This window comes from Pseudescherichia sp. (genome assembly GCF_031998825.1).
GTDB lineage: Bacteria > Pseudomonadota > Gammaproteobacteria > Enterobacterales > Enterobacteriaceae > Pseudescherichia.
Genome location: NZ_DAMACX010000047.1, coordinates 1 through 26,781, shown reverse-complemented (window position 1 = coordinate 26,781; position 26,781 = coordinate 1). Strand labels below are relative to the sequence as shown.

The window sequence follows — 26,781 nt, the reverse complement described above, 5'->3', positions numbered from 1 at the left end:
AAAAATAGAGGCCGATACCGATGACCAGCACAGGCAGGATCTGACGCAGAATGTCGGACTGCACATGCTGTACCAGCAGCGCACCCGTCGTCGAGCCGATAAAGGTCATCAGAATATTGAGCTTCTGATCGCCAATCTTTACTACCCCACGGCGCAGAAAGTAGAGCGTTGATGAGATAGAGCCGCCGCAGGCCTGCAGCTTGTTGGTTGCCAGCGCCTGGGCCGGGCTCATGCCCGCCGCCAGCAGCGCCGGGACGGTGAGCAACCCACCGCCGCCGGCCAGGGCATCAATAAACCCGGCCAGCAGGGCGACGAAAAACAGCACCGCTAACAGCAGCGGGGAAACCAAAAAGAGATCGCTAAAATTTTCCATTAAAGTACATGTTCGTCCAGTAGCGCCTGGCAGGAAGGCGGCAACGGCGGCGGTGTCTTCTTCTCAGGCTTTGTTGAGGCAGGCTTAGGCGGTTCAAACCAGCTTTGCAGCTCTGCACCGCAGCCGTCTCCCGGCGGTGGCAGAGGCTGATCGACGCACTCCAGGCTATCTGCCGGGCAGCGCAGGCGAACGTGCATATGCGCCCGATGCTGGAACCACGGACGCACCTTCCGCAGCCAGTCGCGGTCGGTTCCCGCGTCTTCGCAGAGCTGCTGCTTAATGGCCGGATTAACAAAGATGCGCGTCACGTCGTTATCTTCCGCCGCCAGCTTGATCAGCTGGCTGATTTCCGGCTGCCACAGGGAGGAGACCACGCGCTTGCCGTCCTGGGAGACCAGATCCAGCGCCTGAGGCTTCAGCAGCTGCGCTGCGCTCCAGCGCGTTTTCGGCAGCTGTAGGAAGATATCGACGTCCAGCCCGGTCTGGTGGCTGGCGTGGCCGCCGTTGAAGCGCCCACCGGCAGGCATGCCCATATCCCCTATCAGCACCGTTCCGAGGTCGAGGTTGTGCACCCGTCCGCTGAGGCGCTGAATAAACTGCACCAGGTCGGGGTGACCAAAGTAGCGGCGCTGATCGGTGCGCATCACCTGATAGGTATCGGACTGAACGGGCAGCGCGCTCGCGCCAACGATACAGCCGTTAGAGAATGCGCCTACCGACTGCGCGCTACCGGCAATCGGATGGGTGATTTTTTGCCACGGCGTCGCCGCAAGCGAGGTATGGCTGGCGAGCACCGCCAGCAGCGCAATGAGCGTTTTTTTCATCGTTTACCAGCGTGGGATCGTTGTCGTCACGTCCGCGTTTTGCGCCCGCTGGCGCATGAAGTGATCCATCAGAACAATCGCCAGCATCGCTTCGGCAATGGGTACAGCACGAATGCCCACGCAAGGGTCATGACGGCCTTTGGTGATCATCTCTACCTCTTCCCCGGTGCGGTTGATGGTTTTCCCCGGCACGGTAATGCTGGAGGTGGGCTTCAGGGCGATATTGGCAACAATCTGCTGACCGCTGCTGATACCGCCGAGAATGCCGCCCGCATGGTTGCTGGTAAAGCCCGCATGGGTAATTTCGTCGCGGTTCTCGCTGCCGCGCAGGGCTACCGACGCAAAACCTTCACCAATCTCTACGCCTTTAACGGCGTTGATGCTCATCAGCGCGTGGGCAATATCGGCATCCAGGCGGTCAAACACCGGCTCGCCCAGTCCCGGCGGCACGCCGTCGGCGACCACGGTGATCTTCGCCCCGATAGAGTCGCCCTCTTTTTTCAGGGCACGCATCAGCTCATCAAGAGCTTCAATCTTATCCGGATCCGGGCAGAAGAACGGGTTCTGCTCAACCTGGTCCCAGGCTTTGATCGCCAGCGGGATATCGCCCATCTGGGTCAGGCAGCCGCGAACGGTGATGCCCAATTTCTCGGCGAGGAATTTTTTAGCGATCGCCCCTGCCGCCACGCGCATGGCGGTTTCACGCGCCGACGAGCGACCACCGCCACGGTAGTCGCGCAGGCCATACTTCTGCTCATAGGTGTAGTCAGCGTGGCCTGGACGGAAGACATCCTTGATGGCGCTATAGTCCTGGGAGCGCTGGTCGGTGTTCTCAATCAGCAGGCCGATGCTGGTGCCGGTGGTCACCCCTTCAAACACGCCGGAGAGGATCTTCACCTGGTCCGGCTCGCGGCGCTGAGTGGTATAGCGCGAGGTTCCCGGTCGGCGGCGATCCAGATCGTGCTGCAGATCGGCTTCGCTCAGGGCGATCCCCGGTGGTACGCCGTCGACAATGCAGCCGAGCGCCAGGCCATGTGACTCCCCGAAGGTGGTCACGCGAAAGAGTTGTCCAATACTGTTTCCTGCCATCACGGCTCCACTGTCGTTATTTAGCTATTCACTTAACTATGCGTTATCGTTTTATTAATCTTTGTAGATGCTGAAGTGCTCCCGGGCCGCCAGCAGCTGCGCTTTGGTCAGCATAAACACGCCGTCGCCGCCGTTATCGAACTCAAGCCAAGTAAACGGCACCTCAGGGTACTGCTCTATCAGATGTACCATGCTGTTGCCAACTTCACAAATCAGCACGCCGTCGTCGGTGAGATAGTCCGGGGCGCAGGCGAGGATGCGGCGCGTCAGCTTCAGGCCGTCGCTGCCGGAGGCCAGGCCCAGCTCAGGCTCGTGGCGATACTCGTTTGGCAGATCTGACATATCCTCTTCATCCACGTAGGGCGGATTGGTGACGATCAGATCGTACTGCACCTTAGGCAGATCGCGGAACAGATCTGAGCGAATAGGCGTTACGTTATGGATCAGGCCGTGCTCTTCAATATTGTGCTCGGCCACGGCCAGCGCCTCGGTAGAGATGTCCACGGCGTCCACTTCCGCTTCCGGGAATTCATAGGCACAGGCGATAGCGATGCAGCCGCTGCCGGTGCACATATCCAGAATGTGCTGCGGCTGGTGGTTAATGATGCCGGCAAAGCGGCTGGTGATCAGCTCACCAATCGGTGAACGGGGCACCAGCACGCGCTCATCGACGTAAAATTCGTGGCCGCAGAACCAGGCCTTGTTGGTCAGGTAGGCGACCGGGATGCGCTCGTTAACGCGGCGGATCACGCGCTCAACGATACGGTGGCGCTCGCTGGAGGTCAGACGTGCGCTGCGCATATCTTCTGGAATATCCAGCGGCAGGTAGAGAGTCGGCAGTACCAGCTGCACCGCTTCGTCCCACGGGTTGTCGGTACCGTGCCCGTACCAGATGTTTGCCGCGCTGAATCGGCTGACCGACCAACGTAACATGTCCTGAATGGTGTGCAGCTCACTCACTGCTTCATCGACAAATATTTTATCCACGCTATCCTCCGGGACATGCCTTGCTATAAATTCGGCGGCTAGTTTGCCATGAAGACGCCGATAAATCAGCATTCTCGCGCACAGCCAGCCGGAAAAAAGCATTTTGCCTGAACACAGAGCGCGACGAGTCGGGTAAACTGAAAAAAATCAGAAATGAGATGAATGAATGAAGAAGAAAACATCGCTTAGCGAGGCGGATCAGGCGCTGTTCCGCCAGTTGATGACCGGCACGCGCCAGATCAAGCAGGACACCATTGTGCATCGTCCCCTGCGCAAGAAGGTCAGCGAAGTGCCGGTAAAACGACTGCTTCAGGAGCAGGCCGACGCCAGCCACTATTTTTCTGATGAATTCCAGCCGCTGCTCAACACCGACGGGCCGGTAAAGTACGTTCGCCCGGACGTGAGCCACTTCGAAGTCAAGAAGATGCGCCGGGGAGACTACTCGCCGGAGCTGTTTCTTGATCTGCATGGCTTAACCCAGCAGCAGGCCAAGCAGGAGCTGGGGGCGCTGATTGCCGCCTGCCGCCGGGAGCATGTCTTCTGCGCCTGCGTAATGCACGGCCACGGTAAGCACGTCCTGAAGCAGCAGACGCCGTTGTGGCTGGCGCAGCATCCGCACGTGATGGCTTTCCACCAGGCACCGAAAGAGTACGGCGGCGACGCGGCGCTGCTGGTCTTAATCGAGGTAGAGGAGTGGCAGCCGCCAGAACTACCATAATGACGTGCCGTAATGCCAGAAATGACAAGAGCCGCATAAGCGGCTCTTTAACGATGGCCTGGCGGCATTAAATTGCCTTAGCCATTTTCAGGTTGCAGGGGCTAACCTGCCAGTTGAAGGTCCCTTTGCCTTCGCCGTCCAGCGTCACGCTGGCAATCGCAGAGGTCAGGAACATCGGCGGAGCCTCTTCCGGGCAGAGCTCGGAGACCAGATAGCCCACCAGCGGCAGGTGAGAGATCACCAGCACGGAGGAGACGCCTTTGCTGGCCAGCGCCTGAAGATAGTCGCCGACCAGAGCCACGTCGCCGCCGGGTGTTAACTCAGGCAGCACATCTACGCTGTCCGGCAGGTTCATACACTCCCCTACCTTCTCCAGCGTCTGTTCAGCGCGCAGAAACGGACTCACCAGCACGCGCTCAACGTTTACTTTTTGCCCTTTAAGCCAGGTTGCCATTTGACGGGACTCATCACAGCCACACAGGGTTAAAGGACGTACCGAGTCACTGGCTGCTTCAAGAGCAGCGTCGCCGTGACGCATGATAAAAACTTGCATATTGCACCGCTTTTGTTAACCAGAAGCACCGATATCGCCCGAGCACTACAGCGTAAACGCGTCGGGAAATAGCAGTGGCCGGGCATTGTGCCTTATCCATTCGTCGAATGAAACGCTGTGTTTTACCTCAACGGCGTAACTCTCGTCAATCTCTGTTTAGAAATTGAGCAATAGCAGCTCATCCGACGCCAGATTTACCCTTACCAGACCTTAACTTACCCGATCGGCGTCCCTGTGCGGCCAGAACGTGATGCCGTGCTGCGCCATGTGTAACAAAACTTCACAGGGCGTAAACCGCTCCCCATACTGGGCGGCTAAACGTTGCAGGGTCGCAACGACGTTATCCGCCCCGAGGCGATCCATATAGCGGAACGGCCCGCCCAAAAACGGCGGAAAACCGATCCCGAAGACTGCGCCGATATCGCCATCGCGCACGCTTCTGATGACCTTTTCATCTATACAGCGTGCAGCTTCATTAAGCATCATCATCACGCAGCGTTCAGCTACCTGGGCTTCGGTTAAACGCCCGCTGTCTGCTGCACCGACCAGCGAATAGATCGCCGGATCCACCTGTTTCTTGCTTGTACGCCCTTTTGACTCATAAAGATAGAAACCGCGACCATTTTTTCTGCCTTTGCGATCGTCGTTCAAAATTGCGCTGACGACGTTTGCCGGTGGCGAAAAACGTGCCCCATATGCCGCTTCGAGCACAGGTATAATTTTAGTGCCGGTATCGATTCCTACCTCATCCAAAAGTTGGATCGGGCCAACCGGGAAACCAAACTTTACCAACGCGTTATCAATGTGTTCTACGCGCTCGCCCTCGGTCAGCATGCGCATCGCTTCGTTGATATAGGGAGCAAGGATACGGTTAACATAGAACCCGGCCCTGTCCGCCACCACGATGGGCGTTTTCCCCTGCTTTTTCGCCAGCTTTACCGTCGTGGCAATAGTTTGCTCATCCGTGCCGGCGTGGGGAATAATCTCGACCAGCGGCATCTTCTCCACCGGGCTGAAGAAGTGCAGGCCAATAACCTTCTCCGGGCGCGCCGCGCCAGCAGCGATATCACCAATCGGCAGTGAGGAGGTGTTGGACGCGAAAATGGTATGCGGTGCGCAGTGCGCTTCGACCTCAGACACCATCTGCTGCTTCAGGCCCAACTCTTCAAATACTGCCTCAATGACCACGTCCCGCCGGGAGAAGCCGCGATAATCCGTAGCGCCTGAAATCATCGCCATTTGGCTATCGCGTTCGCTGGATCTGATATGGCGGCGACGGACTTTTTTATCAAGCTCCTGCCAGCTGTATTTCAGCGCATGGTTGATGCCCGTCGGGTTGATATCCTTGATGCGCACCGGCAGCCCGGCTTTGCTGGCGGTCACGTACGCGATGCCGCCTCCCATCAGGCCGCCCCCCAGCACGCCCACCGACTGAAGCGGACCAGGATCGACGCTGCTGCCGGGATCCTTTTTGATCTCGGTGGTGGCAAAAAAGATCTGCCGCAGCGCCTGGGACTGGGGCGTCATCGCTAGCTCGCCAAAGGCCCGGGCCTCAGCCGTATAGCCGCTGCCTTTACCCTGCGCCAGCCCAATATGGATAACATCCAGAATACGTGACGCCGCCGGATAGTTACCGTGGGTCTTCTGCTGAGTCTTTTTGCCTACAAAATGGAACAGCATCGCCCGCCCAAGAGGGCCGGCAAGAATGCGCTCTTTCACCGGCAGACGACGACTGGCGGGACGGCCCTTCAGCGCGAGGGCTACCGCCGCCTCCAGCAAAATAGAGTGAGGCACTACGTCATCCACCAGCCCAACTTTCCGCGCCTGGCGCGCCCGCAGCGGCTTGCCGGTGAGGATCATCTCCAGTGCCGTGCTGACGCCAACCAGACGCGGCAGACGCTGGGTTCCTCCCGAACCCGGGAGCAGCCCCAGCTGAACCTCGGGCAAGCCCAATACCGTTTTCGCATCATCGGTACAGATGCGCCCATGGCAGGCCAGGGCCAGCTCCAGACCGCCACCGAGGCAGGGTCCGTGGATGGCGGCAATCACCGGAATAGTGAGCGCGTGAATATCCGACATGATTTTCCGTCCCTGATACGCCAGCGCCTCCGCCTGCTGGGCAGAGGTGCAACTGTCGATCATGTTGATATCGGCCCCGGCAATAAAGTTGTCCGGCTTGGCGGAGATAAACACCACGCCGCGCAGATCCTTGTTGTCACGGATCGCTTTAACGATGGCGCGAACCTGGCTACCAAACTCTGCCTTGAGGGTATTCATCTTCTCGCCAGGCACGTCGATAGTGACCACGGCGACATTGTCCGGCCGCACGTTCAGGGTAAATGCGGAGGGGGTTGCCATTTCAGTTTCCATTTCCATTATTCGGCCTCCAGAACCATGGCCGCACCCAGCCCACCGGCGGCGCAGGCGGTGACCAACCCAAAACCGCCGCCACGACGGCGCAGCTCGTGCAGCGTCTGGGTGATCATCCGCGCGCCGGTGGCGGCAAAGGGGTGCCCGTAGGCGATCGAGCCGCCCAGCACGTTAAACCGGCTCTCGTCCACTTCACCGATAGCGCGGTCGCGCCCCAGCACCTCGCGGGCGAAGCGGTCGCTGGCCATCAGCTTCAGATTAGCCAGCGTCTGTGCGGCAAAGGCTTCGTGCATATCAAACAGGGTAAGATCGCCAAGCGTGAGCCCGGCCCGCTCCAGCGCCAGCGGCGTTGACCACGCCGGGCCGAGCAGCATGTCCTGCTTCACATCGATAGCGGTAAAGGCGTAGCTGCGCAGATAGCCGAGCGGCGTCAGCCCCAGCTCACGGGCGCGGGATTCGGTCATCAGGATCACCGCTGCCGCACCATCGGTGAGCGGCGTGCTGTTGGCTGCGGTTACCGTGCCGTGCTTGCGATCGAAGGCCGGACGCAGCTTCGCGTAGTCGGCAAGCGACGCGTTGGCCCGCACCGTATTGTCCTGAATAAACGGCTCGCGGTAAGGCGGTGCATAGGCGGTCATCACCTCATCCGCCAGCCGGTTGTCTGCCCATGCCTGGGCCGCACGCTGGTGGGAGCGGTGGGCGAACAGGTCCTGCTCCTCGCGGCTAATGCCATAGGTTTTCGCCATCTGCTCGGCGGTATCCCCCATGCGCAGACCGGTCGAATACTCGGCAACCGCAGGCGGCACCGGAAGCAGATCGCGCAGGCGCAGGCGGGAGAGAAGCTTGAGCTTTTGCCCGCCGGAACGCGCTTTGCTGAGATCGACCAGGGTGCGTGCCAGGGTTTTACTGACGCCAATCGGCAGGACGGATGAGGAGTCGGCTCCGCCAGCAATACCAGCGCGGATGGTGCCCGCCAGCAGGCTCTCGGCAACGTTCGCCACCGCCTGAAAGCTGGTGGCGCAGGCGCGGCTCACGCTATAGGCATCGGTATGCACGTTCATCCCGGTTCCCAGCACAATTTCGCGGGCGATGTTGGGCGCCTCCGGCATCTGAACAACCTGGCCAAAAACCACCTGCTCAACGATCTCTGGCGCAATTTCGCTGCGCGCCAGCAATTCACCCACGGCCATCTTGCCCAGTTCGATGGCGGTGACGCCATGAAACGCGGTGGCCTGGCGGGCAAACGGGGTGCGTAACCCGCTAACAATGGCTATACGATCGCCCTGACGGGTGACAAGCGGTAATGCCTGACTCATAACACTCCCCTGTTGACATAATGCGCAAAGTGGTCTGACCTGATAATAGTCTTAACCATTTTTTTACATTTAGCCAAGCGGAAGCGCGAAAAAATGCGAGCTAAAACACAGAGAAAAGCGCAGATAACGCTCCCGGCCACGGGAGCGTAAGAGGAAGGTTAACGCAGGCCCAGCTGGAAGATCAGCGTTTCGGCTTCGCAGGCAAACACAAAGTCGATATCGAGCTGCACGCCGCCGTCAACCTCAGTGAAGGTTGGTTTGATATCGCACGGCTCAGACTCAACGCTGCGCGCTTTTTCCGTCAGCGCCGCGAGGGTCTCTTCGGCCTGGGCACGATCGGCAAACACACGGCTGTAAGAGGCCGTACAGTCGCTGTTGTCCATGATGGTGCCAACGTCCATACAGCAGCAAACGGGGGTTTCATCAGCACTGCATTTACTCATCTTGAATTCCTCTCTCATTCGCACGTAGCGTGCCCGATAAATAGTGAGGGTATTTTACGCGCTGGCGGTTGCGGTCTCCAGCGGTTAGCGCTCCAAAAGTGGATAAGTGACCGATATCACACTTAAAAATGATCTGGCGCAATAATCACCCTTTCCTCTCATTGAAGGCCGTTGCGTTTTTGCCAGCCAGATCGCGTTTCCGTGATCACATTTGAAAATACTTATCAACATACTTGCAACATTCATGCTGGTCAGACCTATACTCTCGCCACTGGTCTGATTTGTAAGTCGTAACTCAGACCCTACACTCCGCGCTCCTGTTACGGCATGTAACATTTATTGTATAAAAATAAATTATGAGGTTATGGTCATGAGCCAGAAAACCCTGTTTACCAAGTCTGCACTCGCAGTTGCAGTGGCAATTGTCTCAACACAAGCCTGGTCAGCAGGCTTCCAACTTAATGAGTTCTCCTCCTCTGGCCTTGGCCGTGCCTACTCAGGTGAAGGCGCTATCGCTGACGACGCGGGCAACGTTAGCCGTAACCCGGCGCTCATCACCCTGTTTGACCGCCCTACTTTCTCCGGCGGCGCGATTTTTGTCGATCCGGACGTAGATGTCTCCGGTGTTTCTCCGTCCGGTCGTAGCCTGGATGCGGATAACATTGCGCCGACAGCGTGGGTGCCTAACCTGCACTTTGTCGCGCCAATCAACGATCAGTTCGGCTGGGGCGCGTCCCTGACCTCTAACTACGGTCTCTCTACCGAATTTAACGACAGCTATGCCGCAGGTTCGATGGGCGGTAAAACCGAGCTGGAGACCATCAACCTAAACCTCAGCGGCGCGTATCGCCTGAATAACCACTGGAGCTTCGGCGTTGGCTTTGACGCGGTGTATGCTAAAGCGAAGCTGGAGCGCTACGCGGGCGACCTCGGTCAGCTGACCGCAGGCCAGCTGAGCCAGACTCCGGGCTTTACTTCTGCAACTCCACAGGGTGCAGCCCTGCGCTCTATTGCAGGCTATGCCAACAGCCTGAGCAGCGATACCCAGATTGCTTACCTGAAGGGTGACGAGTGGGGCTTTGGCTGGAACGCCGGTATCCTCTACGAGCTGGATAAAGACAACCGCTACGGCCTGACCTACCGCTCTGAGATCAAAATTGACTTTGATGGCGACTACCGCAGCAGCCTGAACCCGACATTTAACAGCTTCCTGACCCCGCGCGGCCTGCCCTACGGCACCGGTGGCAGCACCATCGACGGCTCGCTCAACCTGAACCTGCCAGAGATGTGGGAGATTTCAGGGTACAACCGCGTTGCACCGAAGTGGGCGGTACACTACAGCCTGGCCTACACCAGCTGGAGCCAGTTCCAGGAGCTGAAGGCGAAAAACAGTGACGCCGGCACCCTGTTCTATAAAGAAGAGGGTTTCCGCGACTCTTACCGCCTGGCGTTGGGTACGACCTACTATATGGACGATAACTGGACCTTCCGCAGCGGTATCGCCTACGATGACAGCCCAATCCCGGCTGACAAACGCTCCATCTCCATTCCGGATCAGGATCGCCTCTGGCTGAGCGCGGGTACGACCTATGCCTTCAACCAGGATGCCTCTGTCGACGTCGGCGTCTCCTATATGCACGGTCAAAAGGTGAAGTTCACCGAAGGCCCGTATAATTTCGAGTCTGAAGGCAAAGCCTGGCTCTACGGCGCGAACTTCAATTACGCTTTCTAAGTCCGTAACGCGCATAAAAAAAGGTGAACTCTGGTTCACCTTTTTTATTACCTTGTGCCGGGTTATTCGGCGTCAATGTCCTGTAGATCGCCCTGGATCGCCTGCGCGTTCGGGTTCTCCTCCGGCTTCAGCTGTCCGCCGCTGGCGATAAAGTCATGCTGCTGGAAGTAAGCCTCGCGTACCAGAATATAGGGGTCCGAAGACTGGCGCAGCAGGCCATCGGAGTCCAGCAGCTGCGCACGCGTCTCAACGCCCTCGACTGCCCACTTGCCGACCGACAGCGGCCATGTCAGCCAGGAGAGCACCGGATAGAGCGTATCTGCTGCATCGCCAGCATCTTCACGCAGCGTAAAGCTGCCATAGAACGGCAGCTGCACATAGGGGCCGTAGCCGACGCCATAGTGGCCCAGCGTGCTGCCGAAACGGCGCGGCACGGTGCGCTGCAGGTCTTTGTTCGCCATACCGGCAACGTCGATAAAGCCGCCCATGCCCAGAATGGTGTTGAGGAAGAAGCGGGTGAAGTGCTTCATCCCCTGATAGGGATCGCCCTGCAGGAAGGCGTTCACCATCACGGCAGGCTCTTCAAGGTTGCTGGTGAAGTTGCTCAGACCGTTACGCGCAGGCTGCGGCACATAATCGCGCCAGGCGACCGCCACCGGACGCAGAACATAGGGATCCACCACGTTAAAGTTAAAGTTGTACATCGTGCGGTTGAACCCTTCCAGCGGATCCGAGCGTCCCTGTGGCTCCCCGGAGTCGGAGCTGGCGCAGCCAACCAGTAGCGTAGTGCCCAGCGCGAGCGCCGTCAGGCGAAGTTTCATAGATGTCTCCCTGTAAAAATTGGCGATGACTGAATGTCACCCGTGACGGCACATACGCACAGCGTCCCGGCGTTCGCCGTAGAATACGCAAGCGATTGTATCAGCACGTTTTAAGATGTCCATGCGCACGGAATAGCACATCGGTATGATTTCAGCATAGCCTGGCTTTGGCTTTATCTTCTCCGTTTCGTCTCCCATTTTAAACGCCTCTGCCAATAACGCCGTTGCGAGGGGTGCGCTTCCCGGCAAAATTAGCGGATACCGCTACGCTTATAGCAGTGAAGTGAGTAATGGAAAGGTGACCCATCGTGGATGAATTAAAAGAAGAGAAGATTAACAAAGACTCGGATGAGCTTTCGGAAGATATTGAGGTAGAGAGCGAGGAGAACGAGCGCGGCGAAGATATCGAGGTGGATGAAGAGCAGCTCCCCTCCCGGGCAATGGCGATCCATGAGCATATTCGCCAGGACGGGGAGAAAGAGATGGAGCGTGATGCCATGGCGCTGCTCTGGTCGGCTATCGCCGCCGGGCTGTCGATGGGGGCGTCGCTGCTGGTGAAGGGGATCTTTCACGTGAAGCTGGAGGGCATTCCCGGCAGCTACGTACTGGAGAGCCTCGGCTATACCTTCGGCTTTATCATCGTCATTATGGCTCGCCAGCAGCTGTTTACGGAGAATACCGTGACCGCCGTGCTGCCGGTGATGCAGAACCCGACCAGGAAAAACGGCGGCCTGCTGCTGCGTCTGTGGAGCGTGGTGCTGCTGGGTAACCTGATCGGCACGGCAATTGCTGCCTGGGCGTTTGAGTACATGCCGATTTTTGACGAAGCCACGCGGGATGCCTTTGTTGAAATCGGTATGGAGGTGATGAAAAACACCCCTGCCGAAATGTTCTCAAATGCGATCATCTCCGGCTGGCTGGTGGCCACCATGGTCTGGATGTTCCCGGCGGCGGGTTCGGCGAAGATCGTGGTGATTATCCTGATGACCTGGGTGATTGCCCTGGCGGACACCACCCACATCGTCGTGGGCGCGGTAGAGATCTTCTACCTGGTCTTTAACGGCAACATCCCCTGGACGGATTTCCTCTGGCCCTTCGCCCTGCCGACCCTTGCGGGTAACATCTGCGGCGGGACCTTTATCTTCGCCTTGCTCAGCCATGCGCAGATCCGCAACGACATGAGCAACAAGCGCAAGGCAGAGGCAGCAGCCGAAGCGAAAGAAGCCCGAAAAAAGATGAATAAGGCATAAATGGTGACACTTTAAGCAGTCAGGCGGTGCCGAGCTTAACGCAACGGCCAAATAGCGTTATACTCGTGCCGCCTCGTCCCCTTAGTTAAATGGATATAACGAGCCCCTCCTAAGGGCTAGTTGCAGGTTCGATTCCTGCAGGGGACACTTTGACCGCTTTTTTCTACCTCTAAAGAATCCCAGAAACCTCACGCTGCACAAGGCTTTGAAACGTTTTTCGTAAACAGCAACTTCGCATACTCCAGCACATTATTACCCAAGCAATGCGTTCAGCTCATTCTCTGATGCCGCTGCCAGCAACACGCCAAGAAACCCCATAAAAAAGCCCCCGGCGCATCGCGGCGGGGGCTTACATAGGAGCTTAACGCTTACAGGGCCATGTCGTGCTGGGCAGGTGCGGCTTCAGCCGGTTTTGCCTGCGGCATGGACTGCGCCGCGTCCTTCATCTGAATGACCGGCGGTTTGGTCAGATTCAGCGTAGAGGCGGTTTCATCCCAAACCTGCTGGGTGAGCGCCACGTTGCCGTTCAGCTTCTGGCCGTAGGTCGGCACGATGGCGTGCAGTTTTTCCTGCCACTGCGGAGAGGTAAACTGTGCCGGGAAGAGCTGCTTGATCACGTTGATAGAGATAGGCGCGGCGGTAGAGGCACCAGGCGATGCGCCAAGCAGCGCTGCCAGGGTTTTCTGCTGATCGGTAACGATTTCAGTACCGAGTTTCAGCACGCCGCCTTTATCTGCATCTTTCTTGATGATCTGCACGCGCTGGCCTGCCTGGATCAGTTTCCAGTCCTCTTTACGCGCCGACGGATAGTACTCTTTCAGCGCCTCGAAGCGGTCATCTTCGCTCAGCATCACCTGACCAATCAGGTATTTTACCAGGTCGAAGTTATCCAGACCGACATCGGTCATTGGGATCACGTTCTTCGTGGTCGTGGTGCTCAGCAGGTCAAAGAACGAACCCTGTTTCAGGAATTTGGTGGAGAAGGTCGCGAACGGCCCAAACAGCACCACGCGTTTGCCATCAAGGTAACGGGCATCCAGGTGCGGAACCGACATCGGCGGCGCGCCCACGGAAGCCTGACCGTAGACTTTCTCGGTGTGCTGACGGGTGATTTCCGGGTTCTCGGTCACCAGGAACGAACCGCCCACCGGGAAGCCTGCGTAGTTATCCGCTTCCGGGATACCGGTTTCTTGCAGCAGCTTCAGCGCGCCGCCGCCAGCACCGATAAAGACATACTTCGCGTCAACCGCACGCTCTTTACCGCTCTTCACGTCGGTAATGGTTACGTGCCAGGAGTTGTCACCGTTACGTTCAAAATCAGTCACTTCGGAGCCGGTTTCCAGCTTGAAGTTACTGGTCTTTTTCAGGCTGCCCACCAGCTGACGGGTGATCTCGCCATAGTTAACGTCGGTACCGACCGGGGTCCAGGTGGCGGCAACGCGCTGCTGCGGATCGCGGCCTTCAATGATTAGCGGCGCCCATTTTTTGATCTGCTGCTGGTCGGTAGAGAACTGCATGCCCTGGAACAGGGTGGTCTGCTGCAATGCCGCGTAACGCTTGGTCAGATAGTCAACGTTATCGCCCCAGACAAAGCTCATGTGCGGGGTGGAGTTGATGAAGGAGTGCGGATCGTTCAGCACGCCGCGCTTCACCTGAGATGACCAGAACTGACGCGAGATCATGAATGCTTCGTTGATCTCCAGCGCTTTGGTCACGTCAATCGAACCGTCTTCACGCTCAGGCGTGTAGTTCAGTTCCATGTTGGCGGAGTGACCCGTACCGGCGTTATTCCAGCCGTTAGAGGATTCCAGCGCAACGCCGTCCAGTTTCTCAACCATGACCTGTTTCCAGTCAGGCTGAAGCTCCTGTAACAGCGTACCCAGAGAGGCGCTCATGATACCGCCACCAATCAACAGTACGTCTGTTTTCTCGGCAGTGTCTGCAGCGTGGACATTAGAGGCAACCAACATCGCGATAAGCGAAAAAGCGGGAACTACTTTTCTGAAATGTGACATCTGTTATTGCAATCAACTTAATTTGAACAAATAGACGATTATTTTAACGAAATAATTAACAATTTAAAGCATTATTGAACAAATTATTAACAACCATACAAATTACAGGGAGTTAGAACGAGCCAGGCGCGACCGCATCCTGCGTACTGAAAAAGCGGATTAACAACTGATTCAGATGGGCTTCCGTCTGTTGTTTAAGCGCCGGAGAAACCTTCCCATCCTGCTGCTGGGCGGCGATCTGTCGCAGCTGCTCCTCCACCGGTGGCATCTGATTTAACGCCTGCGTAATAGCAAACACCTGCGACTTGAGCTCGCTCACCGTCATATACTTGCCATGCTGTTCATCCAGACTGTTCAGACGATCGGTTAGCTGCTTCAACTGCATCATCCCCTGATGCCAGCCGCTCAGACTCTCCACCGGCAGGGCCGCGGCGCTGAGCTGTTGTTGCCACTGATGGACAAACTGTTTTACCGCCGGGTCTGCGGGGAACAGTGTCTGTAGCTTGTGTACCAGCATGGCCTGCTGGCGGAGGGCATTATCCACTGGCAGCCGGGACAAGCGTTCGATTTGCTGCTGCGTGCGCAGGATAACCGCTCTCGGCTGCATATCCAGCGGTTGCGGACGATGAAGATATTGCCAGCCCCACAGCGAGGCGCTCCCTACCACCAGCATGGTGAACAGGCCAGCAATAAACGCTCTCCGGCGACGGCCTGGATGTACCCGCGTCCTCCCCTGCTCCGGCTGCACAACAAATATCCACTGCCTGTCGGTGGGTATCGCCCGCTCTGACGCTCCCCGGATTGTGCTTGTGGAAACGGGCGGAGCGGCCTGCCTGGCTCCGACATGCTCATCGCTCTCAAGCCGCAGTGCCGCATGATGCAGCTGCGCCCGCAACGCGTCACTCTCACTAAGATGCTTCAGCTCAAGGCGTTGCAGCACGTCACCGATATGGGTCAGGTGTTGCTCCGCCTGGTAGAGCTTTCCCAGATCGGCAGAGGTGAACGTCTGCATTCTCAGCACCTGTTGCAGACGTTTGCTCAGACCGCTAAGGATCTCCACCCGCGCATGCACCGCCTGCGGCCACAGATAATGCCACTGGTGCGCCAGCAGCGCTTCCAGCAGGGCTAGCCCCTCATTCAGGCCTAAAAGTCCTGACAGGTGGATTCTCGCCAGGGTGTACCAGGCCAGAGACTGTAACTCCACGCCGTTGCGCTCAAACAGCGACAGGCACAGCGTCTCCACCCGCTGCCACGCCACATCCGGACGCGCCGGATGGGTCAGTTTGTCGAGTTCATCACACAATGCGGCATAATCGGGAAAGGTTCGCGGATCGCCGCCGATCTTTAGAGAGTATTCAGAGTGTATGTTCATCTGCTGTTCAGCCCAGGTAATGAGATCGGGCTACCGCCCGGGAGTCCATATACTGTTGTTGTTTAAGATGCCGGATGAGCACCTTTCCCTCCGGCATAAATTGCGTACCGTAGCGCACCAGACCAATGCCCCTCAGCTCGGCATCCACGCCGTAGCGCAGCTCACCGGGCTGCGTCTGCTCCAGCAGGACCACGCTAAGGCTTTGCAGCCTCGGTTCGTATTTCAGCAGCACGTCAGAGAGGGTTTTCATCAGTTCATGAGCGGTACCGGGCATCCCCTGCAGGATTTTCGTCATATCCGGCAGGCCATAGTCGGGCAGATGTGCCAGCGTTCCGGCGCGGCAGTTAAGGATGCGCTGCATGTTGTCCAGTACCGATAAAATTATCTGGTCCTGCTCGCCGATCTGGGGCAGATCAAGCCCACCGCTAAAGTTGTCGTAAAGCGTTTCATAGAGCGACGGGGCGTTATGGCGTACGGGCATCTCACTCCTCCTTCAGCGGTTGCAGCGTTAGCCGGTTATTGTCGGCTTCGATAATGCGCGGGTTATCCGGGTCTAGCTCGTCACGGGTGAGGACGAGCCTCCAGTCGTTCTTCGCCAGGTCCGGCGCCCGGAACAGGCCGACAACGGCAACAAACTGCGCCTGTTCGTCCAGCGGCATATCCAGGCTGGTATCTGCCCCAGGTTTCACCACCATGCTGCGGCTGGCAAGCACATCCGCGCCCAGCGCGCTTTCGGCATCCTTCGCCAGCTGCTGATACACCGTTTTGTCAAACGCCTTGCGATCCTTAAGCTGGTAAACCCGTATCATTACCGGTTCAGAGAGCGAGACATCCTCTACGCTGTCGGTGTTCAGCGCCTCTCGGGCGGTAAGATCCAGATGCAGGGTTTTCACCTGGCTGTAAAAAATCGACTTTATCGCGGATGAGGTATCGTCGCTGACCGTCTGGGTCAGACCGCAACCGCTCAGCAGGAGCGGGACTATCAGCAGGGGGAGGCACCGGCTTTTACTCAAATGCATACGTGACACGCTGGTTTCCTTGTTGTGTAACGGCAGACGGCATACCGCGGTAGCTGCCTAACTCAGTAGTAAAGATGGCGGGCAGATCCGGCGGAACCGTATCGCCCTCCATTCCCAGGACCCCGGTCATGCCGAGGATAAACGGCGTTTCGTCCAGCACGGGGGCTGGCAAAAGCTGCGTCGGCACCGTTAGCTCAATACGCGCCCTATAGCGCCAGCCGAGATACACCCGCAGCAGAACCAGAAAGTCGTCATAGCACTGCCCGCCCGGCAGCCAGCCCTGCGCCTCTGCCTCATCGTCCGTATACAGCCCCACCCGCAGCTGGCTGCTGATCTCTGTCGTCTCATCACCAAGCACCGTGTAACCGTCGAGGAGAAAGTCCTCCTCACCGTAGAAGCCCAGCGGCCTGTCGATGACTACCGTGCGCGGATCGTGGGGGGTGACCGTAGCCTGGGTGTGCGGTGCCAGCAGTTTCACCAGCGCCTGAATCCCCTCTTCGGTTCGCGCAGGCAGGCGCATGACGCCGAGCAGAGCCAGAAAGCGCGATACCGGCGTACCAATATGTTTCCCGGTGCCGGGAATGCCCAGCCCGATAAGCCCCAGCAGGCTCTGCGAGGTGCTGTCCGTACCGCCAGGCTCAAAGGTCGCCGGGTACGAGTATTTGCGCCAGATACGGTAGAACTGCGTCAGGATGCGGTGGTTAAAGATATCCAGAAACGCCATCTGGGCCTCATACCCTTCGCGCCGCTGGGCGATATCATCCAGCCAGGCCGTCGGCAACGGTGAATCCACGCCGTACAGGCCGTTAAAGGTGGTGCGCACCGTCGGCGGCGCATCCGAATTGTCTTCGTCGTACTCCACCGCTTTCAGTTCACTGACCGGAAACCCCATGCCCGGATGCGGACGAAAGCGAACCGGATCGCTCGCCGGGGTCAGGGTGGTACCCAGCGGCGGCCTGTCCGGGTTTGCCTTTTCCAGCAGCTGGCAGAAGCGGTAGAAATTAATCCGGTGAATATTCCGCTCAAGCCGGGCGCTTAGCCGGGAATACGGCGGTTGTGATTCTCCTGCCATTCGAGTCGCTCTCCGGTGGGTTGCACAATCAGTATCAGGCGGTTAAAGAGGTGAATATCGGTGTAGAGGGCAAAAAAGCGGTTGAGCATTTCACCGAACAGGCAGACATCGCCGTGCCCCGCAAAGCCGTTGCCGTCCAGCATCACCTCAATCTGTACGCCACGCATCAGATGCCCTTTCTCAAAGCGTTCGATTTCACTGTGTTTCACGTCGGTGATGGCAGCCAGACGACGGCGGTTCATCTCGTTATCCGTCCAGTCATAGAGCGACAGCGCTCCGCGCAGAACATCCGCGTTATCCATCATCCACAGAAAACTGCTGCCCAGATGGCTCAGCACCCGCCAGTGGAAGCGATCCCGATCCGGTGGATAGCACGGCAACGTCGGCGCGCAGAGATTACGCACGCGAATACGCGAGGCGGTAGACTTGACGGTGGTATCGAGCAGCGTGCTCTGTAGCGCCCGGCGCGGCAGCTGGCCGTTGGTGCCGATCAGGTTCAGCGAGAGCTTTTCATCATCCGGGACGGTATGATTATCGAATGCCTCACCGCCGAGGATGAGCCAGGTGTCATACAGTCCGGAAGGGCCGCGCTTAACGCGGGTGTGGTAGTAGTACTCCGGTGCATCGTGACGCAGCATTCCCCCTTTATGGCGAAAACTGGTAAACGGCACGTAGACCTGATGCCCGCTATGCCGTGAGGAGGTAACTGAATCGACAGCGTAAATCTCCGTGTGACCGTCCTGAACACGCATTGGACGCAGCAGATATTCAGTGCACAGAGGATCCAGGTGCAGCGGATCCGACTCCAGCGGGAAGAGGTTAATCACCGGCGAGCAGTGCAGGCGCAGCTGTTTTTCCGAGAAGGGAAATTCATGCGGCCACTGTTTATTCAGCACCACGTCAATCTCCAGCCACGGCGTCGCCTCCGGCAGCGTGACGCTATCCAGCCCGCGCAGGCTGACCGCCATAAACTTTTCGCGGAAGGTGAAGTACTCCAGCAACAGCTGATAACCGCTGAAGCTACCGTCCGTTTTTGGCAGCAGGGCGTCATCTTTGCCGAAACCACAGACGGCAAAATGCGCAGCCAGCGGGTGTCTGTTCCCTTCTCCCGGAAAACGGAGACCAATATTCGCCACGTTTAGGGTCAGCGCTTCATGCAGTGCGCCCGCCAGGGGTGCATCCGCATTGAGGTAGAGCGGAATACGGCTTAAATCAATTTCGCGCCAGTTTGCCAGCGGACCGCACTCCAGACGCAGCGTGATGACAGAGCGCCCATCCGGGTCAGTCGTCACCCCAGCACGGGAGAGCGACAGCGGCAGCAGGGTCAGCGGCTGCGTGGTGGTGTAGCGACACCGCGTCCGCTTTTCGCCGATGGGCTGGGAGAGCACCTCAAAGCCCCTCTCTATCTTGACCGGCTCTTTCATCTCCCGCCAGTCGGTGGCGAACTCCACGATAGACAGCGACGGAATGGTGCGCAGATAGTGCGGCCATATCATGCTCACCAGCCCACCGGTAAGCTCCGGCAGGTCATCATCCAGCTTTTCGCGCAGCCGCCCCATCAGGAAGGCAAAACCTTCAAACAGACGCTCCACATACGGATCGCGCGCGCCCGCTTTGTCGAGGTTTAAGCTCGCCGCCCGGTCGGGATGGGCAAGCGCAAACTCTTCACCCGCCTCACGCAGGTAACGCATTTCGGCGTCAAAATAACGCAGGGTTAAATCGTCCATTTATTTTCTCAGGATCCAAGAGTTAACTGCACAGCACGGCGGCCCGCGCCGGATCGATGGCGATCAGCCCGGCAAGCAGCGACGTCATTTCCGGTTGCAGACGCGTTTTATCTGCTTCACTGCGCCCGGCCTTCATGCGCAACAGTTTTAGCCGCCGCGCTTTAACCTCAAAAAGCAGAACCGGCTCCCACTGGGCCAGCGGGAGCGCTGCCGCGTGACTATCCAGCTCGGCCAGCAGATGCTGCGCCAGGTCGTTTTTGCCGACCTGTTCGGCGACGCGTGCCATCAGCAGACGCAGCAGCCAGCGGCTTCGCGCGCTGGTGATGCCAGGGCGATGTTGCAGCCAGGCCAGGGCCGCCTCTGGACCTTCACTGTCGGCCAGCGCCAGTGCTTCCGGCTCCAGCTGCAGGATGTCATTGTCTTCTGAGGTGGCGACGCTGCTGACCGGAAGCGCGTGAAAGCCCAGGGACGTAGCCAGCACCTGCTGCTGGATCCAGTTGAGGGTGACCTCATCGGCAAAGGGCGTGCCGTCATTAAAGGCCAGCAGCTCCAGGCCGCGCACGCGGCTCAGCAATCCCTTCAGATCGTTCTGGACGATGGCGGCTTCGTTTTCGCGGCCCTGCTTTAGCAGCGCCTGGTGGATGTACCACTGCAAATCCAGCCACAGATGGCAGGCACCCCGCGAGAGCAGATCGTCTGCGGCTTCCAGCAGCGGCTGCCACTGCTGCTGTAAATAGAGACGCTTGAGCTGTGGGCGTGGATCGATTTTCAGCTGTTCAAAGCGGGTCCGCCCATCTGCCGTCTGCGTTGGAAGCTGGTTCAGCGTGTCATGGCGGATGTTTTTCAGCAGCCGGTGAGCCGCCAGCCAGCCGCCTGGCTGCTCCCTTAGATACGCCGCCAGGACGCGCCCCTGGGCCAGCAGCTCCTGACCGGAGGCAATACGGGCCAGTTCAGGCAGGCTAAGATGTGATGGGAAAGGGGTGCTGGCTGCATTTTGCGGTACTACCGCATCCGCGCCCCCGGACTGCTGGAGTCGGTTTTCCAGCGCGCCGTACAGCGGAGCCAGCTGCGGCTGGCTCTCCTGTGACAACTCAGCGTTCAACTGGTCAATAAGCAGCAGTGCCCCGGCGATACGCAGGGTGTCGGCGTTATTGACCTCCGGATAGAGGGAGAGGCTGTCGAGCATTTTACCACCGGCGAGCCACTCCATGGCCCCTCTGCGGCTTCGGTCACGCTGCGGGTGGAGCTGCGTGCCGAAGTGCTGCATCAGTCCTGCCAGCAGCTCAAGACCGTCCGCCAGCCCCGCTTCGCCATCGCGGTGCAGCCGCGCCCAGGCGTAATAGGTGGCGACCCGAATGTCTTTCGTTGCGGCGATCAGCAGCTTTTCAGCAAGCTGGCAGATGAGCGCCGTATCCGCGCCGGAGAGTTTATTCACCTCTTCACGCATACGCTGAAAATTGTCATCGTAACCGGGATCCTCACCGGTGGGGTTATCTGCGGTGACGGGCTGTAACCAGTTTTCCCACAGGGGCAGGCGCAGCTGGGTCTGTTTCGCCAGGGTTGCCGATTCGGCCATACAGGCCGTGAGTAACGTTTGCAGGGAGGCCATCAGTTCATCTCCCCGTTATCGTTGTCCGCAGCAGCCGTCGCATCCACGCTGAAGATGGCATCCGGCAGAGCAAAGTGACGCAGCTTCAGCAGCGCCAGTGGTCCATCGCCCATCTGGGTGCGCAATAGCCACTGCAGCTGGCGGTGGTCCGGGGCAGCGATTGTTAGCCGGTACATACCTTCGCCGATCTTTTCACGTTTCGCCTGCTCCAGCAGCCGGATCCCGCCCCATGTGCCGCTGTAGTTGGCCAGCAGTCGCGCACCCGCCGCTGTGGAGGTCCAGGTCAGCATCGCACCGGGTTTGTTAATCACGCCCGGCCAGCGAAAGCTCTGCCAGTCGGCAAGCTGGTTAAAGTAGTGCAGCGTCTGCCCGTCGATCGTCATCTGCGTTTCGACAATCTCCGGCATCGCCACGCCCTGCATCTCAAAGCTGATGCCCTGGCTGCCGTCGGTGAAAAGGATATCGGAGAGCTGGCTAAGCTGGTTCACTGCCCTCAGGAAGGCCGGGCTGAAGGTCAGCCCCTGGCTGTTGGTCTCGTCCGCCACCCAGCTGCTGCCCTCTTTATGCAGCACGCCGCCCAGCTGGGTAGTGAGGAAGCGGTCGATACGTCCGGTATCATGGCGGATAAACTCCGCCAGCATTGGCAGGGAGACATCACTCTTTCCGGCGGCGAACGGATAGCGCCCGTCAAACGATGCGTGCCAGTTGGCGACAATGGCACGCTGCCACCGATCGTTCAGGCTGGCCGCAGACGGTCGCAGTACCGTCTGCCATGCCTGCGTCAGCGGCTGCACAAAAAGGGTATTACCAAAGCGGCTCCACTCTTCGCCAAGACTGGCCGCAACCAGGCTGCCGTAGGCCAGGGTATCGGTGAGATCCACGCTTTTCCCCTGAAATACCGTCTGCGCCAGCTGCTGCATCATCGCCTGCGGATCGGGCGCATTTGCCACCTGCTGGAGCTTCAGCCGCACGCGAGTGAGCCGGGTGAGGTACGTCTGTAGACTGAGCGAGCTGTCGGCCGCCATCACGTTTTGCGTGCTGTTTTTACCCATCAGCTGAAGCAGCGGCCCGAACGTCCCCTCCAGCGGCCCGACCGGACCTGCGGCCTGCTGGTCAATAGCAGGCCGCTCGTCTCTGCCGATAAGCGCTTTAGCTGATTTGACCAGCGAATCAGAGATGGCTTCGCCCTGCTGTCCGGTCTGCCCCTGATAAGCCAGGGTGTTCATCAGGGCAATCAGCGGCGACTGGCGGACATCGCCGGTCAGGGTAAGCTGGTCGGTGACGTCGGTAATGTTGTGCGTCGGATCCAGCCGGATGCTGTTCAGGAAGCTCAGCCAGGCCCCGGCAAAATCGGTGAAGTAGCGATTGGTCAGGCGCTGCTTCAGGGCTTCCGGGGAGATATCGCCGGAGATGGCCCTGTGGTTATCACTCAGCACCCAGTCGATCTCATCGCGTCGTGATGCCACCGCGTTATCTATCGCATCCTGAATGCCCCCTTCCCATGCCTGGCGGGTAAACATTCCCGGCACCACCTCCTGCGTGCTGAACAGACGGCGGGCATCCGTCCCGGAGGTCATATCCTCCAAGGTCATATCGGCATAGTTGCGGCGAACTGCCGTGAGCATGGTCTCGTAGAGGGTGCTCTCGGCGTTACGCTGACCAATCTGCTCCAGCAGAACCTGACGGACCTGCGCCACCAGCGCCGCATCCGGAGTGATTTTCCATGACGGCTGCGCCGGCAGGTTCTGCATATAGAAGCCCTGCAAATCCGGGGCAATAGCCTGCCACAGCGCAGGCGACAGTCCGGGGCGGGACGGTTCCGCGGCTTGCATCACCTGAGTAAAAAAAGCGGCGTCGGCCCTCTCCGGGTGCGCCATCATCAGGTAGGCCTTCAGCTGGCCGTAACCCGGTTTTGCCCTTTTAGCACGTAAAGGGCTACGCGGCGGCAGATTCGCCAGTGCGTTCAGCTGCTGCGTCAGCGTTTGTACGGCCGCGTCGCGGATCAAACGGTTATTTGCCTGCCCGTACCACGGCATCAGCGCCGCCAGCAGAGAGGCGTTATGATCAAGACCGAAACGCTGATACCAGGGCGCACCGTGCGTGCGTTGGATCTGCATGCGTCCGATGTCGTTACGCAGCGCCTGCAAGGCTATCAGCTGGTTATCGCTTATCGCCGGGTGCTGTACCAGCTGCTGCGCCCGGTCAGACGCGCTAAGAATGTGCTGGCGGTTAACCGCAAACGCAGTCACGCTGCCCAGGCCCCACAATGCCAGCAGCGTCAGGAGCGAGACTTTTAGCGTGTGCTCCCACGCCATCCCCACGCGCACGCCGCGGGCTTTCCCGCAATCCTCCTTCACGCCCTGCCACGCCGCCGGAGCGGGCCAGCGGTGCTCATGTGCGGATGCGCCCGCTTCGCTCGCTGGTAACGTCGGGCTGAACATCAGGCCGCGCAGCGGAAGACGTCTCTGGTGCTCCATCAGCCATGGGGTAAGCAGGGTTTGCCAGCGGGCAATGTCCTCTGTCTCCAGCTGCCGGGCGAAACGCAGAAGGTAGTCGTGTGCCGGAGTGACGTGCATCTGCTGCACTCCCTGCGCTCTTAGCGCAGGCAGAATGGCGGCCAGCTGCTGACCTGCGGCTTCGGGGGTAGCGCGCACTGGAAACAGCGCGCCTACGGTTTGGGTAATTCGCGCATCCTGCGGCCACGCGCTGTCGCTGACCTGCCACAGGTACACCGGAGGCTGGTAGTGCAACGCCTCACCTATCTGTTCAAGAGTACGAAGGTGGATGTCCAGCGTGTCGGCTGTCGCCTGCGTATCGTTAAGGGCAAGTACGATCCCGTCCAGCGGACGGTGGCGGCGCAGCTTACGCAGGGCGTGAAGACGATCTTTGTCGATGGCGGCGGACAGAGTGCCGCCGTGAATCAGGACCGTACCGCTGCCCTCCAGCCACTGCTTCTCTGCAAGGCCGGGGGCGATAGCGGCGACCTGCGCTGGCTCGCCGGTGACCAGTAATAGACGGACCTTATAGCGCCAGAGGGGACCGTGACGGCGACGGAGGTGGTTTTTTAGTAGCGGAATTGAGACATTTTGTTCCTGAGCCCCCGTCTCCTTATCCACCGGATTGCTATTGAGCGGCCCCAACGGGGTATCGTTTTCCTGAGAAGGAATAAGAAAAAAAGCCAGTATGCTTAGCACGCTGGTCAGAACAACCGTACCCAGCGAAGAAATCCAGGAAAAACGATCGTCTAAGTCCTTAAAAAGATAAGTCGTCTGGGCCAGAATAAATAGCAGGCCCGACAAAACCATCATGATGCAGAGACTAATCCCCAATATGTGAAAAAACTTTTTCATAACGGATTATTCCTTTTTGGCGAGTCCGGCAGCCTGAATAAAACGGGGGCGTAGAAGACATGTAATGGTGAAGCGCAGAATGAAAACGGCTCCAGGTAGCGTAACCGTTAACGACAACAGCACGCTGAGTACACCGAACCAGGAAAATAGCCACTCAGGAAAAAAATGACCAATGGCCCCGTAAGTCACTACATTAAGTAAGAGAGCAAAGCAGAGTGATCCAGCAGGATAAGGTAGTGGCGGGGCTTTTCTGTCCTCATCACGAATAACTGGCAGGGAGTTACCCACGACCGTGGCGCTGGCTTGCTTGCCATCTGACTGTAACAGCCAGTGACTTCCCGGACCGTAATTGACCATTTCTGTTGCCGCAGCCATCATCAGCCACCCGGCACAATGTCCGTAATCTGCACAAGCTTCAGTAAAATTAATCACGCCACCCGTTGCAATATCGTCATGCAGAGGTAAGGGCAGACTACGCACCACCCGCCCCACTGCTTGACTGGCCGAGGCGGGTAAGCCACTGAACCAGACCAGATGTTTTACATGGGGAGGCTGCTGTGCCATATCACGTAGTTCAGCCAACTCTCGGGGCAGTGCCCCGGTATTTAGCGGCATGGCGCGAAATACCCGTACCGCATCCCGCTGCTCTGAAGGTCTGAGCATTGCTTCAGGAAACAGCAGTAGCGCACAGGCAAATTCAGGTAAGTTTTCATCCGGCTGACGGTAATGCAGCGCCAGCACCAGCAGGGGGGCACGTACAGCACTCAGGTAGGTGTTCCAGCTAGTAGACGGTAATTCATTAGGCAAGACGTGAATAGCTGGAGTCCAGGGTAATGCTTCTTGTGCCCACAGCCGGATAAATGATTCCTCTTCTGCTGCCTTATCAGCAGCCGTTGTCTGTATCAACACTGTTAACTGGCCAGATGGATATCGCTCGAGGAACGACGTTTTGCATTCCCGGAGCAACTGCTGGCAAAGCTCTTCAAAACGCAAAATTCCGGGATTAAGAGGTCCAACTTCAGCCAGCGTCAAGGGAGATGTTTCGTCCCTATTTATGGTCGTTCCACTCGCTAGATCGGGAAAAAACTGTATATCCGTGGTCAGCACTTTATGCCTAATCACGCAAAGATGCTGGTGCGCCTGATTCAACCAGGCCAGACGCATATTTCGTCGTGAGTTATTCCATTTATAAACTCGAAAAGACAGGATTTCCCACCATATCGTGTAGAGAGTGATTAACACTATAATTCCCAAAAAGGTATAAACTGAAAGCGGCAACCAGTACCCACTCTTAAGAGTGGGTAAATTACCCTCAGGTGAAAATAGTATTACCCAAACCAGCGATATAGATAGACCTGAAAAAATAATCAACAGGCATACCCAGGGTGACCATGAAGGAGCATCCGGCCGGGGATGAACGTTAGGTAATGACCACCCCATTAGCCTATCTCCACATCGGGTAAGCTGGCGTAAACTACAGAACCACAGGCGCTCTTACAGCCATGCACGACAATCCCCCTTCCCTCTTCTTCATAGCTCATATCGCACTCAATTATTGGATTGATGCCATGCTCCGGACAGGATACGGAATCATTGAGCAGCGCAGCATTTTTACCTGCAATCTCAAAAGTAGAGGATGCAGTAATAACCTTCCCGCCGTGGGAAGTAGCATCATTAAGAACGACAACACGCTTAGTCATATATAATTCCTGTTGATTTTCACCTTTATAAAAATTCACCATGTCAATTAGCTGAGCCATTAAAAAACCATAAACACATATTTGTCCTGCTTACGTGCCGCAGCAAATGAAGCAATGCCGAAATTATTATCTGCCTGGAGCCTATTTTGGCTTACATCCAATAAAAATTATATGGGCAAGGCGCAGCCTTGCAACTCACCAGGAGGTGGTTATCATTTTTTATTACACAAACCATTATTAATAACATGAAACATTTAACTTTGCGAAATCTGCATGGCTATGATATCGCAACATATACTAAAAAGTTATCAGGTAGTTTTTTTAGCTTTTCTTTCTACTGCATCCTCTGCCATATCCTGTCGGATAATCTCCGGCATCAGCGGAAGAGTCAGTTTGCAGTCAAAATAATAGGCATCGCTTTCCAGCCAGTCAGCCTGTTTA

The 26,781-nt window shown here is 57.7% G+C and carries 22 protein-coding genes and 1 tRNA gene; 4 read left to right on the top strand and 19 right to left on the bottom strand.

The window, feature by feature from the left end; genetic code table 11:
• From RTP97_RS17565 to prmB, 4 genes are all read right to left on the bottom strand, one after another.
• Window positions 1-373 (bottom strand): TSUP family transporter (locus RTP97_RS17565; protein ID WP_312415953.1); only part of this gene is annotated, 373 nt, incomplete at its 3' end.
• Window positions 373-1,197 (bottom strand): penicillin-insensitive murein endopeptidase, encoded by an 825-nt coding sequence (mepA, locus tag RTP97_RS17560; RefSeq protein WP_312415952.1) that lies wholly within the window; start codon window positions 1,195-1,197, stop codon window positions 373-375. The genes RTP97_RS17565 and mepA, both read right to left, overlap by 1 nt.
• Window positions 1,198-1,200: 3 nt before the next feature.
• A complete protein-coding gene (aroC, locus tag RTP97_RS17555; protein ID WP_312415949.1) occupies window positions 1,201-2,286 on the bottom strand; it encodes a chorismate synthase in 1,086 nt (361 codons plus the stop codon).
• A gap of 54 nt (window positions 2,287-2,340) precedes the next feature.
• Window positions 2,341-3,273: a 50S ribosomal protein L3 N(5)-glutamine methyltransferase gene (gene prmB / locus RTP97_RS17550; protein WP_312415947.1), complete on the bottom strand. Its 933-nt coding sequence runs from the start codon at window positions 3,271-3,273 to the stop codon at window positions 2,341-2,343.
• Window positions 3,274-3,439: 166 nt separating this feature from the next.
• Here prmB and smrB point away from each other — a divergent pair, with 166 nt between their 5' ends.
• Window positions 3,440-3,991: an endonuclease SmrB gene (smrB, locus tag RTP97_RS17545; protein ID WP_312415944.1), complete on the top strand. Its 552-nt coding sequence runs from the start codon at window positions 3,440-3,442 to the stop codon at window positions 3,989-3,991.
• Window positions 3,992-4,058: 67 nt separating this feature from the next.
• Here the strand turns inward: smrB and sixA are convergent, their stop codons facing one another.
• From sixA to RTP97_RS17525, 4 genes are all read right to left on the bottom strand, one after another.
• Window positions 4,059-4,544 (bottom strand): phosphohistidine phosphatase SixA, encoded by a 486-nt coding sequence (gene sixA / locus RTP97_RS17540; RefSeq protein WP_312212320.1) that lies wholly within the window; start codon window positions 4,542-4,544, stop codon window positions 4,059-4,061.
• 210 nt (window positions 4,545-4,754) lie between these two features.
• Window positions 4,755-6,902 (bottom strand): fatty acid oxidation complex subunit alpha FadJ, encoded by a 2,148-nt coding sequence (fadJ, locus tag RTP97_RS17535; RefSeq protein WP_312415960.1) that lies wholly within the window; start codon window positions 6,900-6,902, stop codon window positions 4,755-4,757.
• A 17-nt stretch (window positions 6,903-6,919) separates the two neighbouring features.
• Window positions 6,920-8,230 carry an acetyl-CoA C-acyltransferase FadI gene (gene fadI / locus RTP97_RS17530; protein WP_312415941.1) on the bottom strand — a complete coding sequence of 437 codons (1,311 nt, stop codon included), beginning with the start codon at window positions 8,228-8,230 and terminating at the stop codon, window positions 6,920-6,922.
• A 158-nt stretch (window positions 8,231-8,388) separates the two neighbouring features.
• Complete coding sequence (locus RTP97_RS17525; RefSeq protein ID WP_312415939.1) at window positions 8,389-8,673, bottom strand: YfcZ/YiiS family protein; 285 nt, start codon at window positions 8,671-8,673, stop codon at window positions 8,389-8,391.
• A gap of 370 nt (window positions 8,674-9,043) precedes the next feature.
• Here RTP97_RS17525 and fadL point away from each other — a divergent pair, with 370 nt between their 5' ends.
• Window positions 9,044-10,405, top strand: a complete 1,362-nt coding sequence (gene fadL, locus RTP97_RS17520) for a long-chain fatty acid transporter FadL (protein ID WP_312415937.1) — start codon at window positions 9,044-9,046, stop codon at window positions 10,403-10,405.
• 62 nt (window positions 10,406-10,467) lie between these two features.
• Here fadL and mlaA read toward each other — a convergent pair whose 3' ends face one another.
• Window positions 10,468-11,226 (bottom strand): phospholipid-binding lipoprotein MlaA, encoded by a 759-nt coding sequence (gene mlaA / locus RTP97_RS17515; RefSeq protein ID WP_312415935.1) that lies wholly within the window; start codon window positions 11,224-11,226, stop codon window positions 10,468-10,470.
• A 308-nt stretch (window positions 11,227-11,534) separates the two neighbouring features.
• On the opposite strand from mlaA, the gene RTP97_RS17510 reads away from it, so the two are divergent.
• Both RTP97_RS17510 and RTP97_RS17505 read left to right on the top strand, forming a co-directional pair.
• Window positions 11,535-12,476, top strand: coding sequence for a formate/nitrite transporter family protein (locus RTP97_RS17510; protein ID WP_312415934.1), 942 nt, complete (start codon window positions 11,535-11,537; stop codon window positions 12,474-12,476).
• Between the two features lie 75 nt (window positions 12,477-12,551).
• Window positions 12,552-12,623, top strand: a tRNA-Arg gene (locus RTP97_RS17505).
• A gap of 221 nt (window positions 12,624-12,844) precedes the next feature.
• Here the strand turns inward: RTP97_RS17505 and mqo are convergent.
• The 10 genes from mqo to RTP97_RS17455 form a co-directional block, all read right to left on the bottom strand.
• Window positions 12,845-14,491 (bottom strand): malate dehydrogenase (quinone), encoded by a 1,647-nt coding sequence (gene mqo, locus RTP97_RS17500; protein ID WP_312415933.1) that lies wholly within the window; start codon window positions 14,489-14,491, stop codon window positions 12,845-12,847.
• Between the two features lie 112 nt (window positions 14,492-14,603).
• On the bottom strand, window positions 14,604-15,863 hold the full coding sequence (locus RTP97_RS17495; RefSeq protein WP_312415930.1) for a VasL domain-containing protein: 1,260 nt from the start codon (window positions 15,861-15,863) through the stop codon (window positions 14,604-14,606).
• Window positions 15,864-15,870: 7 nt separating this feature from the next.
• A complete protein-coding gene (gene tssE, locus RTP97_RS17490) occupies window positions 15,871-16,344 on the bottom strand; it encodes a type VI secretion system baseplate subunit TssE (protein WP_312415929.1) in 474 nt (157 codons plus the stop codon).
• A 1-nt stretch (window position 16,345) separates the two neighbouring features.
• Window positions 16,346-16,882, bottom strand: coding sequence for a type VI secretion system lipoprotein TssJ (gene tssJ / locus RTP97_RS17485; protein WP_312415957.1), 537 nt, complete (start codon window positions 16,880-16,882; stop codon window positions 16,346-16,348).
• Window positions 16,869-17,954, bottom strand: coding sequence for a type VI secretion system baseplate subunit TssG (gene tssG, locus RTP97_RS17480; RefSeq protein WP_312415928.1), 1,086 nt, complete (start codon window positions 17,952-17,954; stop codon window positions 16,869-16,871). Before tssG ends, tssJ begins: the two co-directional genes overlap by 14 nt.
• Entirely contained in the window at window positions 17,918-19,681 is a 1,764-nt protein-coding gene (tssF, locus tag RTP97_RS17475; protein WP_312415926.1) for a type VI secretion system baseplate subunit TssF, read from the bottom strand. The genes tssG and tssF overlap by 37 nt, the downstream gene beginning before the upstream one ends.
• A gap of 22 nt (window positions 19,682-19,703) precedes the next feature.
• A complete protein-coding gene (gene tssA / locus RTP97_RS17470) occupies window positions 19,704-21,290 on the bottom strand; it encodes a type VI secretion system protein TssA (RefSeq protein WP_312415923.1) in 1,587 nt (528 codons plus the stop codon).
• Window positions 21,290-24,640, bottom strand: a complete 3,351-nt coding sequence (locus RTP97_RS17465) for an ImcF-related family protein (protein WP_312415921.1) — start codon at window positions 24,638-24,640, stop codon at window positions 21,290-21,292. The genes tssA and RTP97_RS17465 overlap by 1 nt, the downstream gene beginning before the upstream one ends.
• 6 nt (window positions 24,641-24,646) lie before the next feature.
• On the bottom strand, window positions 24,647-26,080 hold the full coding sequence (locus RTP97_RS17460; protein ID WP_312415919.1) for a hypothetical protein: 1,434 nt from the start codon (window positions 26,078-26,080) through the stop codon (window positions 24,647-24,649).
• Entirely contained in the window at window positions 26,080-26,340 is a 261-nt protein-coding gene (locus RTP97_RS17455; protein ID WP_312415955.1) for a PAAR domain-containing protein, read from the bottom strand. The genes RTP97_RS17460 and RTP97_RS17455 overlap by 1 nt, the downstream gene beginning before the upstream one ends.
• Between the last annotated feature and the right edge of the window lie 441 nt (window positions 26,341-26,781).